A 14414-nucleotide genomic window follows, 5' to 3' on the forward strand; every position below is an offset into this window, starting at 1 on the left:
GGATCAATGCTCCTCCTCCAGCTCATCGTGCAATAGCCCGAAGATCTTGCGTTTCATGTCGATGAACGAGCGCTCCATGACCATGTCCAGGGTCCGTGGGCGTTCGATCGGCACGTCCAGAATCTGCTTGATCCGACCCGGCCGAGCGCCCATCACGTAGACCCGGTCGCCCAGCAGAATCGCCTCGTCGATATCGTGGGTCACGAACAACACGGTCTTCTTGCTGTTGCCCCAGACCCGCAACAACAGTTGCTGCATTTGCAGACGCGTCTGACTGTCGAGTGCACCAAATGGCTCGTCCATCAGCAAGATTTGCGGATCGTTGGCCAGCGCTCGAGCGATGGCGACGCGCTGCATCATGCCGCCGGACAGCTGCTTGGCGTAGTTGTCGGCGAACCCGGTCAGGCCGACTTCATTGACGTAGTAATCGACGATCTCCTTGCGCTTGGCGGCGGCCATACCGCGACGTTTGAGACCGAACTCGACGTTCTGCCGCACGGTCAGCCACGGAAACAACGTGTAGCTCTGGAACACCATGCCGCGATCCGCACCCGGCCCCTGAACTTGTTGGCCACCGACGTAGATCTCGCCTTCCGTGGGCTCATTCAATCCGGCGGTGAGGTACAGCAAACTCGACTTGCCGCACCCCGAAGGCCCCACCAGCACGGCGAATTGCTGATCCGGCACTTCGAACGACACCTGATCCAGCGCGGTAAACACGCCACCGTCGGGCTTTTGATAGCGAAGGCTGACCTTGTCCACTTGCAGCCGTGGCGCGGCGTGCACCGGGGCGGCCTGTGGCGTGACGAAACGAGGGTTGACGGCGCTTACTGAGCCCATGCGGCGATCCTCAGACGGAGAAAACGGAATAGTTGATCGGTGACCAGGCCCAGCAGGCCGATGATCGCGATGGCCAGGAAAATCACATCCACCTGAAAGCCGCGCATGGCTTTAAGGCTCAAGTAACCCAGACCGCTGGAGGCCGCGACCAGCTCGGCGACCACCAGGTAAGTCCAGGCCCAGCCCATGGTTACGCGCAAGGTGTCGAGCACACCCGGCAACGACGCCGGGGCGATCACATGCAGCACCGCATCGCGACGGTTCGAACCCAACGTGTAAGAGGCGTTGATCAGGTCTTTGGAGATGCCTTTGGACACGTCCGCGATCATCACCAGTTGCTGGAAGAACACGCCGAAGATGATCACCGAAACCCGCTGCTCCAGACCGATGCCGATCCACAGAATGAACAGCGGTACGAACGAAGTTACCGGGAGGTAACGGATGAAGTTCACCATCGGTTCAAGGAACGCCTGAACGATGCGAAAACTGCCCATCAGCAGCCCCAACGGCACCGCCACCAGCGACGACACGATGAAACCGACCATCACCACTTCGAGGCTGGCCCACACATGCAGACCGAGTGTGCCGTCGCGGCTCAGGCGCACGGCGGCCTCGACCACCGCGCCCGGTGTCGGCAAGAACATGCCCGGCACCACGCCACCGTAAGACAACCCGGCCCACAGGCCGACCAACAACACCCAGGCCAGACCGCTCGCGCTCCAGATCACTGAAACCGGCAGGCCGGTCTTGGGCGTGATGCAGCGGCTCAGCCATGAATTGCGCTTGAACATGCAAACCTCCTAGAGCGGGCTGACGAAGCGGTTATCGATCAAGTCGTCATTGCTGACGTTGTAGGGTTTGCCCTGCAATTCACTGGCGGTCTCGTTGGCCAGTTTGATCAGCCGTTCGCTGTCGCCCGGTTTGCCCGGCGAGCCGAGGAGTTTTTCACTCATGGCCTGATCGTAGAAGCGCACGCCTTGCGCGGCAGCGGCCAATTCCTTCGGATCGGCGAGATAACCGCCGACGCCTTTGGCCATGATTTTGTAGGCTTGCTCCGGATGATCCTTGGTGTACTGGACCGCCTTGTACAGACCGGCCACCAATGCCTTGACGTCTTCCGGCTGCTTCTCGATGACCGTGCAGTTGAGCGCGACCACGTCGACAATCACTCCCGGCGTGCTACTGCTGTCGATCAGCACCTTGCCTTGTTGCTTGCTGCGGACCATCGACAGGTGCGGTTCCCAGGTCACGGCGGCGGGTACGCGACCGGCGATGAAGGCGGTGGCGGCATCGTCAGCTGTCATGTTTTGCACAGTGATGTCGCTCATTTTCATGCCGTGTTTTTTCAGCAGGTAAGACAGCCAGAACTGCGAAGTCGACCCTTCGTTCACCGCCACGGCTTTGCCTTTCAGCTCCTGCAGACTCTTGACGTCCTTGCCGACCAAAACACCGTCGCCACCATGGCTGTCATCCAGTGCAGCTACAGCCTTGAAACAGAATTGCGGGCGGTACTTGAGCACTTCGTCGATGGTCGACGCCGAGCCCGACAACTCGCCCGAGGCTTGCGCGGCCATGTACATCGAGGCCTCTTCGACGACGGGTAATTCGACGGTCAAACCGTTTTCCTTGAAATAGCCCAGGTCCTGAGCCAGGTAGAGCGTGCCGTAACCGACCCACGTGGTGTGGCCGATAGAGAGGGTGCCGGCCTGGGCGCTGGTGGCGACCGTCGCGGCGATGGCGGTGACCGCCAGTGGATGAGTGATGCAGTTCAGCAAGGACTTGATCATGGAGCACTCCCAAAGCTGTTGATTTAGTTTTGTCATGGGCAGTACGGCCAGCGGCCTTGGAGAAGAGCTGTCACCTGAGGTCTCTGATGGACCGTTCGGCGAGCAGCGTTTGGCTGACTGGCGAGGTCGATGTTGGCCCAAGGCGGGGATTAGGAAAATTAGGAAATATGTCGATGGGAGTGATGAAAAAACTGGGTAGCGCGCACTGCGAAAGGGCGTTGTGGGCGGGGATGCCCGGGGTGGGTGCAAAAGGTTAGAAGTGTGTTGAATGGGATAACGCAATCGCGGGCAAGCCTTGCTCCTACAGGGTTGTGTCGGCCGCAAAATTTGCGCTCAACACAACCCTGCAGGAGCAAGGCTTGCCCGCGATTAGGTCCGCAGGACCTTCCGGCAATCTCAGAGCCGGCCGTATTCCTGCGCAGTACGATCCACCGCTTTCAGGGTCTTGCCAACCAGTTCATCAACCTCTTCACGACTGGCAATCAACGCCGGCGCCATGATCATCCGCCCTAGCGTCGAGCGAATAATCACTCCCTCTTCAAAGCCAATCGTGCGGCAACGCCAGGCAATGTCGTTCTCATTGGCAAAGCGCTTGCGACTGGTTTTATCTTCAGCCAATTGCAGCGCCGCCACCATGCCGACACCCTGAATATCGCCCACCAATGGGTGCTTGCCGAACACCTCGCGCAAGCACTGTTGCAGGTACGGCCCGATGTCATCCTTGACCCGCGTCACCACCCCTTCATCGCGCAACGCCGTGAGGTTGGCGATGGCCACCGCCGCTGCCACCGGGTGCCCGGAGTAGGTCAAGCCGTGGGCAAACACCCCGCCCTGCTCCACCAGTACCTGAGCCATTTTCTTCGACAGAATCAAACCGCCCATGGGGATGTAACCCGAGGTCAAACCCTTGGCGATCGACAGCGTGTCCGGCTCGAAACCGAAGTGCTCGTGGGCGAACCATTCACCGGTACGACCGAAGCCACCGATCACTTCGTCGGCGCACAACAGCACATCGTACTTGCGGCAGATTCGCTGAATTTCCGGCCAGTAACTCTCTGGTGGAAAGATCATCCCGCCCGCGCCCTGGAACGGTTCGGCGATGAACCCGGCGACCTTGTCCGCACCAAGTTCGAGAATCTTCGCTTCGAGTTGCTGCGCCGCCCGCAGGCCAAATTCAGCCGGGGTCAGGTTGCCCTCGTGGGCAAAAAAGTACGGCTCATCGATGTGTTCGATGTCGGGAATCATGCCGCCCATTTCGTGCATGAACTTCATGCCACCGAGCGCCGTCGCCGCCAGGGTCGAGCCGTGGTAACCGTTCCAGCGACCGATCATGATTTTCTTCTCGGGCTTGCCGAGGATCGTCCAGTAACGGCGCACGGTACGGATCAGCACCTCGTTGGCTTCGGAGCCGGAGTTGGTGTAGATCGCGTGGCTGTAGTGCCCCGGCAACAGGCTGAACAGCAGCTCCGACAGCTCGATCACCTGCGGGTGGGTGGTGTGGAAAAACATGTTGTAGTACGGCAACTGCTCCAGCTGCCGAGTCGCCGCAGCCGCCAGGTCCTTGCGCCCGTAACCGAGGTTGGTGCACCACAGCCCGGACATGCCGTCGAGGTAACGCCGACCATCGTTGTCCCACAGATGCAGACGCTCGCCACGGACCATCACCCGAGGTCCTTCATCGTTGAGCGCTTTTTGATCGACGAATGCGTGGATGTGGTGCGCAGCGTCGGCGGCCTGGTAGTCGCGGGTTTCACGTGATGTGGTCATCGCCAGTTCTCCGTTTTGTTATTAGCGGCTGTTATGAGCGCAGCTGAAACCAGGTGGTCTTCAACTGGGTGTATTTATCGAATGAATGCAGTGACAGGTCACGGCCGAAACCGGACTGCTTACCGCCACCGAAAGGCACGGTCACGTCCAGCGCATCGACGCTGTTGACCGACACCGTGCCCGCCCGCAATTGCCGCGCCACGCGGTGGGCGCGGTTGAGGTCGTCGGTCCACAGCGACGCGGCCAAACCGTAGACGCTGTCGTTTGCCAGCTGCAAGGCGTGGGCCTCATCATCGAACGCCGTGACCGCCAGCACCGGGCCGAACACTTCATCGCGAAACAGCGGCATGTCCGGGCTCACGCTGGTGAAAATCGTCGGCTGGATGAAGTTGTCGGAGCCGTTGAAAATCGACTGTCGCCCACCACAAAGTTTCGTCGCACCTTGGCGTTCGGCCTGCTGGATGAACTTCATGATGCGTGCAGTCTGGCGGCTGTCGACAATCGCCCCGGCGCGGCTCGACGGGTCCAGCGGATCGCCCGGCTGCCAACGTTCGGCGTGTGCTTTGAGGCGCTCGACGAACTCGTCATGAATCGAACGCTGCACCAGCAACCGCGAGTTGGCCGAACAGACTTCACCCTGATTGAAGAAGATCCCGAACGCGGCTTTCTCGGCGGCGAGGTCGAGGTCCTGACAATCAGCGAACACCAGATTGGCGCTCTTGCCGCCGCACTCCAGCCACACCTGTTTCAGGTTCGATTGCGCAGAGTACTGCATAAAATATTTGCCGACTTCGGTGGAGCCGGTGAACACCAGGCAATCGACGTCAGGGTGCAGACCGAGGGCTTTGCCGGTCTGTTCGCCGAGCCCCGGCAACACGTTCAACACGCCGGCTGGCAGGCCGGCTTCCAGCGCCAGCTCAGCCAGACGCAGGGCGGAAAACGGTGACTGTTCGGCGGGTTTGAGGATCACCGAATTGCCCGCCGCCAACGCGGGTGCAAGTTTCCACGCGGCCATGTCCAGCGGGAAATTCCAGGGCACCACGGCAGCGACCACGCCCAGCGCTTCGCGGGTAATGGTCGCCAACACGTTCTGCGCGCTCGGGGCGATCTGGTCGTAGAGTTTATCGAGGCTTTCGGCGTACCAACGAAACACCCCGGCGGCGCCCGGCACGTCGATGTTGTAGGCGTCCATCACCGGTTTGCCCATGTTCAGCGAGTCGAGCAGCGCCAGTTCTTCGCGATGGGTCATGATCAGATCGGCCAGTCGCAACAGCACTTGCTTGCGCTCATTCGGCGAACGCACCGACCAGGTTCCGGCCTCGAACACTTGCCGCGCATTGCGCACCGCGGCGTCCACCTCTTCATCGCCGCACGCGGCCACGTTGGCCAGGCACCGGCCGGTGGCGGGATTGATCGCGGCGAAGGTCTGCCCGGACTGCGCCGCGCGGGGTTTGCCGTCGATCACGGCTTGATCGGGAAACTGCAGCGCAGCGGCTTTGTTTTGCCAGAATGTAAGCTCGAACACGTTCAGATGCTCCATGGGCTTTCTTGTGGATTGGATGGTGGCCCAGGCCTGTGTCCAGGAAAAATAGTAAAAATGTCTTCGCAGACCATGAAAAAACTGGGCAGCCGATCTCCCCGGTGGCGCGGTATGTGGTTATTGTTCAGGCATAAAAACACCGTCGTCAGAACGGATGCAGTCGGCGCAAAAATTGCCTGGATGTCGAAATCATCCACACCGAGGTTTGCCGTGGCTGCCTACAACCTGCGTCAATTGAAGTACTTCATCACCACCGTCGAATGCGGCAGCGTCGCCGAGGCGTCGCGCAAGCTGTACATCGCCCAACCGGCGATATCCACGGCGATCAAAGGCCTGGAAGACAGCTTCGGCGTGCAACTGCTGATCCGTCATCACGCCCAGGGCGTGTCCTTGACCCCCAGCGGCGCACGCTTCTACCGCAAGGCCCAGGAACTGCTGCGCATGGCCAAGGAGTTCGAACAGAACGCCCTCGCCGACAACGACGTGGTGGCCGGGCAAATCGATATCGGTTGCTTCGAAACGGTCGCGCCGCTGTACCTGCCGCAGTTGATTGCCGGGTTCTCGGCGCTGTATCCGGGGGTGAAAATCCGCATCCGCGACGGCGAACAGCAAGAGCTGGTGCAAGGTTTGACCTCGGGCACCTTCGACCTGGCGATCCTGTATGAACACGACCTCGACGCCACCATCCAGACCGAACCCTTGATGCCGGCGCAGCGACCTTATGCGTTGCTGCCGGCGGATCATCGCTTTGCTCAGCTGAAACAAGTGTCGCTGCGGGATCTGTGCCTGGAGCCGATGATTTTGCTGGACGTGCAACCGAGCCGGACCTACTTCGTCAGCCTGTTCGAAGAGTTGGGACTGACGCCGAACATTGCCTTCAGCTCACCGTCGATCGAGATGGTCCGGGGCATGGTTGGGCAAGGCTTCGGCTTCTCGATCCTGGTCACCCGGCCGCATTCGGAGTGCACCTATGACGGCCAGAAAGTGGTGTGCGTGGACATCGTCGAAGACGTCACCGGCTCAGGGCTGGTGGCGGCGTGGTTGAAGCGCGGGCAGTTGACCAAACCGGCGCAGTTGTTTGCCGACTATTGCCGGGAGCAGTTGACCGCGAAGGCCGCCTCTTGAACATCAACGTCAAAAGATCTTCAGCTTTTACGCGGCTTGATCCGCGCCGTTGCCTCGGCCACCAGCGGATCATCCGGCCAGTAGTGTTTCGGGTAGCGGCCTTTCAAATCCTTCTTCACCTCGGCATACGTGCTGCGCCAGAAGTTCGCCAGGTCCTGCGTCACCTGCACCGGCCGTCGCGCCGGGGACAGCAAATGCAGTTTGACCACCTGCCGGCCACCAGCAATCCGCGGGGTTTCGGCCAGGCCGAACAACTCCTGCAACCGCACCGCCAGAATCGGCGGCTGCTCGCTGTAATCCAGGCGAATCGATGAACCCGAAGGCACGCTCAAATGATGCGGCGCCAGCTCATCCAGCCGTTGCGGCAGCGGCCATGGCAGCAGATTGTGGACGATGCTCGACAGGTCCAGATTGGCGAAGTGACTGAGCCGCGAGACTTTGCCCAGATACGGCATCAGCCAATGTTCGAGGCTTTTGAGCAGGGCGGCGTCACTGACATCTGGCCATTCACTCTGCTCTTTACTGCTGAGGTCCAGCTGTCGCAGCAACGCCACTCGCGCTTGCCACTGACGCAGCTCTGGAGTCCACGGCAACAGCTCCAGACCTTTACGCCGCACCAGATTCACCAGCGCCTGGCTGCGAGCAGTCTCATCGAGTCCGGTCAGGGGTTCACGGCTGAGGATCAACTCACCGACCTTACGCTGACGTTCCGCGCGCAATACGCCTTCACGCTCATCCCAATCCAGTTGATCGACGCAGCGCACCTGTTCAGCCAGCACTGAATCGAACAGCACCGGATCGAAATCCGCCGCCAGATAAATCCGTTCTTCACGCTGGCCCTGACGACTGCCGAGATCGGCGATCACCAGCCACGGTTGCTTCATCAAACTGTCGGCTTCGGCGAACAATGCCGCACGGCCGTTGGCCAGGCGATATTCCGCGCCACCGGCCCGGCGCTGTTGGGCAACTCGATCGGGATAGGCCAACGCCAACAGCGCGCCAAGCCAGCGCGGATGATCCGGATCGCTGACCGGTTCCGACGCCTTGCCCCGCAGATATCCGCGATACTGCCGCGCCAGTTGCCGGGCACGTTGAACGCCACCCTGAGCGCCGCGTGCAGCGCGTTCTTCGCCGGACAACAACACCAATCGACTGTGCAGATCCGCCCCGGCGCCACGCAAAATATCTCGCTCACCGAGCAATGCCGCAACATCGCAGGCCATGTCGGCCAAGCCGAGCGCCTGACCGCGCAACAGCAAATGCGCGATGCGCGGATGCGCTGGTAGTTCGGCCATGGCCTGACCGTGTCGGGTCAGCGCTTCGCCGTCCAATGCGCCCAGGCGATCAAGCAAGTCCTGAGCCTGCGCATAAGCGGCGGCTGGCGGCACGTCGAGCCACACCAATTGCCCCGGTGTCACACCCCAGCGACCGAGCTGCAACGCTAATCCGGCAAGATCCGCCGAGAGAATTTCCGCGCTGGCGTAGGCCGCCAGTTGCTCATGCTGATCCTGCGACCACAAGCGATAACACACACCCGGTTCCAACCGCCCTGCCCGGCCCGCGCGCTGAGTGGCGCTGGCTTTGGAAATACGCTGAGTATCGAGGCGGGCCATGCCGCTGCCCGGATCGAACCGCGGCACCCGCGCCAGCCCGGCATCGATCACCACGCGCACGCCGTTGATGGTCAGGCTGGTCTCGGCGATGTTGGTCGCCAGCACCACTTTGCGTTTGCCGGCGGGGGCCGGATCGATCGCGGCGCGTTGGGCGGCGAGGTCCAGTTCACCGTGCAACGGGCAGAGCAAAACCTGTGTGCTATCGCCCAGTGCATCAGCCAGCTGCTGATGCACCCGACGGATTTCCGCTTGCCCCGGCAGGAACACCAGCACGCTGCCGGTTTCATCATTCAAGGCTTCGAGAATGGTCTGCACCAGACGCGGCTCGATGAATTCACCCGGTTGAAACGGCCGCCCCCAGCGCATCGCCACCGGGTACATGCGGCCTTCGCTGCGCAGGATCGGCGCATCATCGAGCAACCCGGCCAGGCGTTCACCTTCCAGGGTTGCCGACATCAACAGGATTTTCAGCGGTTGATCGTCACGAAACAGCTCGCGGCCATTCAGGCTCAGGGCCAACGCCAGATCGGCATCGAGGCTACGCTCGTGGAATTCGTCGAAGATCAGCAAACCCACGCCTTCGAGTGCGGGGTCGTCCTGCAAGCGTCGGGTCAGAATCCCTTCGGTGACTACTTCGATACGGGTTTTGGGGCCGACTTTGCTGTCGAGACGAATGCGATAGCCGACGGTTTCGCCGACCTTCTCGCCCAGCTCACTGGCCAAGCGCTCCGCTGCTGCCCGCGCAGCCAAACGGCGCGGTTCAAGCATCAGAATGGTCTGCCCGGCCAACCAGGGCTCGTTGAGCAAGGCCAACGGCACGCGGGTGGTTTTACCGGCGCCGGGCGGTGCTTCGAGCACGGCTTCGTGGCGTGTAGCCAAGGCTTCACGCAGGGCGGGTAAAACTTCATCAATCGGCAAAGAAATCATGCTGGCTCCCCAGGGCGTGCCCACAGTAAATTGCGAGTCGCGTTGAAGCTGTGGGCGTGCCAGGCAAGGCGCGGGACGCCGGCAAGGGTCGTTTCCTTACCAAGTCCCGCAACGCAGCATGGCGCGTCCACAGCTTCAGCCCGGAGGGCCGAACCCCGATAAAATCCATCAGCCGCCACGCGTTGTCGATCTGGAAAAAACAACATCAATCCTCAACTATTCCAGTGGGGGTGAGACGTGGCCGCAATTTACTGTGGGCACGCCCTGCCGAGCGCGAGTATAACGGCGAACTGCTTGTCGCTCGTTGCTGTCCTAATTCATATCGACGACGCTTCGTTTTCCAGATGACTCAGGAGATTTCTTATGCGTGTTCCCTTTCGCTTGATTGGCGGTGTATTGGTCGCGACGTTGCTGACCCAGGTGACCGCTTGCGGATCGATTTTCTACCCTGACCGTCGCGGTCAGATCGACGGCAAGATCGACCCGGCCATCGCCGCGCTGGATGCCGTGGGTCTGCTGTTCTACATCATTCCCGGCCTGATCGCGTTTGCCGTGGACTTCGCCACTGGCGCGATTTACTACGCGCCCGGCGAGACCGCACAGGTGGCCCCGGAAAAACTCAAGGAAGCCATCGGCGCCGACGGCAAGGTCGATAACCACAAATTGCAGACTATTCTCGAAACCGAACTGGGCCGCAGCTTCCCGCTGGATGACCCGCGCCTGATCCAGCACAAGGGCAGCGCCCAGCAACTGGCCATGTTAGGCCTGCAACCTGCCGCGTAACCCGTGCATAAGAAGGAACGACAGCACCTATGATCTCCAGCTCCGAACACGCCCGCCTGCTGCGGCTGGCGACCCGTGCCTCGGTGGCGGTGGCATGCACGCTGATCGTCGCCAAAGCCATTGCCTGGTGGTTGAGCGGTTCGGTGAGCATGCTTGCCGGGTTGACCGACTCGGCCCTCGACGGCGTCACCTCACTGCTCAACCTGCTCGCGGTGCATTACGCCTTGCGCCCGGCCGACGATGATCACCGTTACGGGCACGGCAAGGCAGAATCGCTGGCAGGCATGGCTCAGGCGTTGTTCATTAGCGGCAGTGCGGTGCTGATTGCCTTGCAGGCGATCGATCGACTAAAACACCCGGAACCGGTGACGGCGCCGTGGATCAGTATCGGGGTGATTGTGTTTTCCCTGGCGCTGACCCTGGCCCTGCTGATGTTGCAACATCGGGTCGTCAAGGCGACCGGCTCCAACGCGGTGCGCGCTGATTCCTTGCATTACCGTTCGGACCTGCTGCTCAACGGCAGCATTCTGGTGGCGCTGGTGCTCGCCGGGTTTGGCTGGCATCAGGTCGACCCTTGGTTCGGTTTGGGGATTGCCGTCTACATTCTCTGGAGCGCGATTCATATCGCCCGGGAAAGTTTTGCCGTGCTGATGGATGAAGAACTGCCACTGGACGTCAGCCAGCACATGCTCGAACTGGCCTGCAGCGTACCGGGAGTATTGGGGGCGCACGACCTGCGCACGCGGATTTCCGGTAACCAGTGGTTCGTGCAGTTGCACCTGGAATTGCCGGGGGATTTGACCCTGTCAGTCGCTCATGGCATCAGCGACCAAGCCGCCGATGCGATTCACGCGGCTTATCCGCGAGCCGAAGTGCTGGTGCACGCCGACCCGCAGGAAGTGGTACTGGCAGGCAGGGCTCAGAAAGAAACCTGATAGCCGCGACTGCTCAGGCAGTTGCCCTGGGCCTGTCGGTAGGCTTGTACCACCGACGGATCTGGCTGGTAGGTGGCCGTTCGCGGATCGAAGCCGCTCTGCTGCACCGCGTATTGATAGCACTCGTAACCGTCCTGGTTGACCTGCTCTGGCGACTGACCGTTGGCCGGGTACGCCACCACGTCATAACCATTGCTGACCGGTTGCGGCTGCGGTTGCACGGGCGGCTCGACCACGACGTAATCCTGAGTGCGTTCCTGATAGGCGTAGTAAGAACCGGCCGCCAGGAACAACAGCGCACCGCCGATCCACACTTCGCGCGCGTAATCGGGCAAGTAGCTGACGCGAATCCCGCGTGGCGGCTGTACCACCACGTAGCGCGGGCCTTGTGGGCGATACCAGTAGCCGCCGGAGTAGAAGTAATCCCGACCACGGTACGGCACACGGTAATCACGGTCGGGGAAGCGATCGATCACATGACCGGGACGGTACTGCGGGCCGGGGCCCCAGCCATTGCCATGCCCATCCGGGCGACCGGCCCAGCGATAGTCATCGGGACGCGGACCGTTGTTCTGCCAATGCGGGTTGTTATCGTTGCGCCGCGGCACGTCCTGGTAGTAACCACGTTGCGGCTGCTGGGTCTGGCGCACGGTATCGGGCCGGCCCTGAATCGGCAGATCATTGGCCGGTGGCAGTGGTTGAACCGGATTGTTGTAGTCGTGCTGCGGCCGGGGCTGGTTGTTTCCGCCATGGCCCTGATTGTTTCCCTGTTGGCCATCCGACCCGCGTTGCCCGTCATCGGGGCCACGGTTTTGCGGCTCATCGGCCAGCGATTGCGCAGTGACACTTACACACAGCAAACCAACACCGGCCAAACGCCAGATGCGCGACTTCATGCTTTTCCTCACTGCGGGTTAGGGCCTGTACGTAAGACTGGGAAAGCACAGGCCGGTTCTGCAACAGGTTATCAGTCGCGAAACTTATTTATTGAGGGCAGTCGGCAAATTGCGGGCAAAAGAAAAGGGAGACCCGTCGGCCTCCCTTTGAGAACTTCGTCCGTGCTCGACGCTTATGACGTCGGCTCACCTCACGCCGTCTTCTGGACAGTGTGTAGCTCGGGGGCCGGCTCATCCCCGGTGGGGGTGGCGACCGCAGCTGGCCTGATTGGGCGAGCCGCACTGGACTGTTTGTCCGAGCAGTGATTCTGGTGATAAGAATAGGCTCGCGGCGCCAGCAGAGGATTGCGAAGATTGCTCAAATAAACATCACTTGCGCAATTTTTAACCCTGGATAGATAATCTACCGCAATAGTTATGACAAAGGCCTGATTGATGAGCAAACTCGACCGATACGACCTGAGCATTTTGGCGGAATTGCAGCGTGACGCGCGCATCTCCAACCAGGAGCTGGCCGAACGCATCGGCCTGTCCCCCTCGCCATGCTCGCGGCGGGTCAAGCAGCTGGAAGATGACGGTTACATCTCCCGGCAGGTAGCGCTGCTGGACCGCAAGATGCTCGGCCTGAGTCTGACTGCTTACGTGTTGATCGGTATGGACCGCCATACGCCAGAGCGGTTCGAGAACTTCGAAGCGGCGATTCGTACGTTGCCGCAGGTGCTGGAATGCAGCCTGGTGACCGGGATGGATGCCGACTACCAGCTCAAGGTCGTCGTGCCGGACATGGATCATTATCAGAAATTGCTACTGGGACACCTCACCCGGATTGAAGGGGTGACCAGTGTTCGGTCGAGTTTTGTGTTGAATCAGGTGCTCAACAGTACTGAGTTGCCGCTGACTCATCTGCGTAGCTAAACCATCACCGAAACTGATCGTTCCCACGCTCTGCGTGGGAATGCCGCCATGGACGCTCCGCGTCCGCTGTGAATCGTGACGCAGAGCGTCACAGGATGCATTCCCACGCAGAGCGTGGGAACGATCACTGCCCAGGGCGACGAATAGCTGCGACACGCTGCCGCAGGTCAATACTTCGCCAATAGCCCATGACGTATACTCCAGCGCCTTTTAGCCCCGCCCGCGCTGGAGATGTTCGATGGATCCTGCAGTATTCGAAGAGTGGATGATGACCGGACTGGTCAGCATCCTGATCATTTTCATGGGTTTCATCGTCTGGGATCTGGCGAAGAAATCCAAGGCCGGACGCTTTGGCTCGTTCATCCTGTTCTTCGTACTCGGCTTGGGCGTCGCCGCGTTCGTGATCAAAAGTGTGGTCATCGGCCTGATCGAATCCGGCACGTTATAAACGCGCCGGCACTTCCTTCCACTGGCCCTGATCGAGCCCTTCGATCGACCAGTCGCCGATTTTGACCCGCACCAGCCGCAACGTCGGCAAGCCGACCGCTGCGGTCATGCGCCGTACCTGACGGTTACGCCCCTCGCGAATCACCAGCTCCAGCCAACTGGTCGGCACACTTTTGCGAAAGCGTACGGGCGGGTTGCGTGGCCATAGTTCTGGCTCTTCCAGTTGCCGCGCCTCGGCCGGCAAGGTCATGCCGTCATTCAGTTCGACACCATCGCGCAAACGCTGCAATTGCTCGGCGCTCGGCTCGCCTTCCACCTGCACCCAATAGGTCTTGGCCAGTTTGTGTTTCGGGTCGGCAATCCGCGCCTGGAGCTGGCCATCATTGGTCAGCAGCAGCAAACCTTCGCTGTCGCGATCCAGCCGTCCTGCCGGGTAAATCCCGGGAATCTCGATGTAGTCCTTGAGCGTCGCCCGCCCTTCTCCGTCGCTGAATTGCGTCAGCACGTCGAACGGTTTGTTGAACAGAATCAGCTTCGGCTCGGCCGGCGGCGCTTTGGCGACACGGCGCGGGGCTGAGGACGATGGCGCAGGCTTCACGCCAGGGCGGCGGGAAACGGGACGTTGAGGACGAGACATGGGAAAGGAACATCTAACGGTCAGGGCTGCTAATGCTAGGGCGTGCCATCGATTATTTCCACCGCCGCGTTGTCGCCTTAAAGCGGGCCAGGCAAGGCGCAGGCCGCTGGGAATGGTCGCTCCCTTTCCAAGGCCTGCAACGCAGCCTGGCCCGCTTTAAGGCACAACCCGAAGGGCCGGGCCTGCTGTTGCGCAGGGCTGC

The 14414-nt window shown here is 60.9% G+C and carries 13 protein-coding genes; 5 read left to right on the forward strand and 8 right to left on the reverse strand.

Annotated features, from left to right (window positions below):
* Nucleotides 1-3: 3 nt before the first annotated feature.
* From CKW16_RS22365 to CKW16_RS22385, 5 genes are all read right to left on the reverse strand, one after another.
* Entirely contained in the window at nt 4-840 is an 837-nt protein-coding gene (locus CKW16_RS22365; protein ID WP_095130710.1) for an ABC transporter ATP-binding protein, read from the reverse strand.
* Entirely contained in the window at nt 828-1631 is an 804-nt protein-coding gene (locus CKW16_RS22370; protein WP_008149230.1) for an ABC transporter permease, read from the reverse strand. Before CKW16_RS22370 ends, CKW16_RS22365 begins: the two co-directional genes overlap by 13 nt.
* Nucleotides 1632-1640: 9 nt before the next feature.
* Nucleotides 1641-2627 (reverse strand): ABC transporter substrate-binding protein, encoded by a 987-nt coding sequence (locus CKW16_RS22375; protein WP_095130712.1) that lies wholly within the window; start codon nt 2625-2627, stop codon nt 1641-1643.
* A gap of 396 nt (nt 2628-3023) precedes the next feature.
* Complete coding sequence (locus CKW16_RS22380) at nt 3024-4394, reverse strand: aspartate aminotransferase family protein (protein ID WP_095130714.1); 1371 nt, start codon at nt 4392-4394, stop codon at nt 3024-3026.
* 31 nt (nt 4395-4425) lie between these two features.
* Nucleotides 4426-5919 (reverse strand): aldehyde dehydrogenase, encoded by a 1494-nt coding sequence (locus CKW16_RS22385; protein WP_095130811.1) that lies wholly within the window; start codon nt 5917-5919, stop codon nt 4426-4428.
* Between the two features lie 225 nt (nt 5920-6144).
* Between CKW16_RS22385 and CKW16_RS22390 the strand changes: the two genes are divergently transcribed.
* Nucleotides 6145-7059: a LysR substrate-binding domain-containing protein gene (locus tag CKW16_RS22390; RefSeq protein ID WP_095130716.1), complete on the forward strand. Its 915-nt coding sequence runs from the start codon at nt 6145-6147 to the stop codon at nt 7057-7059.
* A gap of 20 nt (nt 7060-7079) precedes the next feature.
* Here the strand turns inward: CKW16_RS22390 and hrpB are convergent, their stop codons facing one another.
* Nucleotides 7080-9599 (reverse strand): ATP-dependent helicase HrpB, encoded by a 2520-nt coding sequence (hrpB, locus tag CKW16_RS22395; RefSeq protein ID WP_095130718.1) that lies wholly within the window; start codon nt 9597-9599, stop codon nt 7080-7082.
* Between the two features lie 363 nt (nt 9600-9962).
* Here hrpB and CKW16_RS22400 point away from each other — a divergent pair, with 363 nt between their 5' ends.
* Together CKW16_RS22400 and CKW16_RS22405 are read left to right on the forward strand one after the other, a co-directional pair.
* Entirely contained in the window at nt 9963-10382 is a 420-nt protein-coding gene (locus tag CKW16_RS22400) for a polyribonucleotide nucleotidyltransferase (RefSeq protein ID WP_095130721.1), read from the forward strand.
* 29 nt (nt 10383-10411) lie between these two features.
* Nucleotides 10412-11317, forward strand: coding sequence for a cation diffusion facilitator family transporter (locus tag CKW16_RS22405; protein ID WP_095130722.1), 906 nt, complete (start codon nt 10412-10414; stop codon nt 11315-11317).
* Here CKW16_RS22405 and CKW16_RS22410 read toward each other — a convergent pair.
* Nucleotides 11302-12213, reverse strand: coding sequence for a DUF6515 family protein (locus CKW16_RS22410; RefSeq protein ID WP_095130724.1), 912 nt, complete (start codon nt 12211-12213; stop codon nt 11302-11304). The two genes, CKW16_RS22405 and CKW16_RS22410, sit on opposite strands and share 16 nt — an antisense overlap.
* Nucleotides 12214-12648: 435 nt before the next feature.
* On the opposite strand from CKW16_RS22410, the gene CKW16_RS22415 reads away from it, so the two are divergent.
* Together CKW16_RS22415 and CKW16_RS22420 are read left to right on the forward strand one after the other, a co-directional pair.
* Nucleotides 12649-13128 (forward strand): Lrp/AsnC family transcriptional regulator, encoded by a 480-nt coding sequence (locus CKW16_RS22415; protein ID WP_007937367.1) that lies wholly within the window; start codon nt 12649-12651, stop codon nt 13126-13128.
* A 238-nt stretch (nt 13129-13366) separates the two neighbouring features.
* On the forward strand, nt 13367-13576 hold the full coding sequence (locus tag CKW16_RS22420) for a DUF2788 domain-containing protein (protein WP_007937369.1): 210 nt from the start codon (nt 13367-13369) through the stop codon (nt 13574-13576).
* Here CKW16_RS22420 and CKW16_RS22425 read toward each other — a convergent pair.
* A complete protein-coding gene (locus CKW16_RS22425; RefSeq protein WP_095130726.1) occupies nt 13571-14212 on the reverse strand; it encodes a pseudouridine synthase in 642 nt (213 codons plus the stop codon). The two genes, CKW16_RS22420 and CKW16_RS22425, sit on opposite strands and share 6 nt — an antisense overlap.
* Nucleotides 14213-14414: the final 202 nt, after the last annotated feature.

The organism is Pseudomonas sp. Irchel s3h14, assembly GCF_900187425.1.
GTDB lineage: Bacteria > Pseudomonadota > Gammaproteobacteria > Pseudomonadales > Pseudomonadaceae > Aquipseudomonas.

Bases quoted from the DNA above. Each gene is read 5' to 3' on its own strand.
- CKW16_RS22365 (WP_095130710.1), bottom strand. From the start codon at position 840: ATGGGCTCAGTAAGCGCCGTCAACCCTCGTTTCGTCACGCCACAGGCC.
- CKW16_RS22370 (WP_008149230.1), bottom strand. From the start codon at position 1,631: ATGTTCAAGCGCAATTCATGGCTGAGCCGCTGCATCACGCCCAAGACC.
- CKW16_RS22375 (WP_095130712.1), bottom strand. From the start codon at position 2,627: ATGATCAAGTCCTTGCTGAACTGCATCACTCATCCACTGGCGGTCACC.
- CKW16_RS22380 (WP_095130714.1), bottom strand. From the start codon at position 4,394: ATGACCACATCACGTGAAACCCGCGACTACCAGGCCGCCGACGCTGCG.
- hrpB (WP_095130718.1), bottom strand. From the start codon at position 9,599: ATGATTTCTTTGCCGATTGATGAAGTTTTACCCGCCCTGCGTGAAGCC.
- CKW16_RS22400 (WP_095130721.1), top strand. From the start codon at position 9,963: ATGCGTGTTCCCTTTCGCTTGATTGGCGGTGTATTGGTCGCGACGTTG.
- CKW16_RS22405 (WP_095130722.1), top strand. From the start codon at position 10,412: ATGATCTCCAGCTCCGAACACGCCCGCCTGCTGCGGCTGGCGACCCGT.
- CKW16_RS22410 (WP_095130724.1), bottom strand. From the start codon at position 12,213: ATGAAGTCGCGCATCTGGCGTTTGGCCGGTGTTGGTTTGCTGTGTGTA.
- CKW16_RS22415 (WP_007937367.1), top strand. From the start codon at position 12,649: ATGAGCAAACTCGACCGATACGACCTGAGCATTTTGGCGGAATTGCAG.
- CKW16_RS22420 (WP_007937369.1), top strand. From the start codon at position 13,367: ATGGATCCTGCAGTATTCGAAGAGTGGATGATGACCGGACTGGTCAGC.
- CKW16_RS22425 (WP_095130726.1), bottom strand. From the start codon at position 14,212: ATGTCTCGTCCTCAACGTCCCGTTTCCCGCCGCCCTGGCGTGAAGCCT.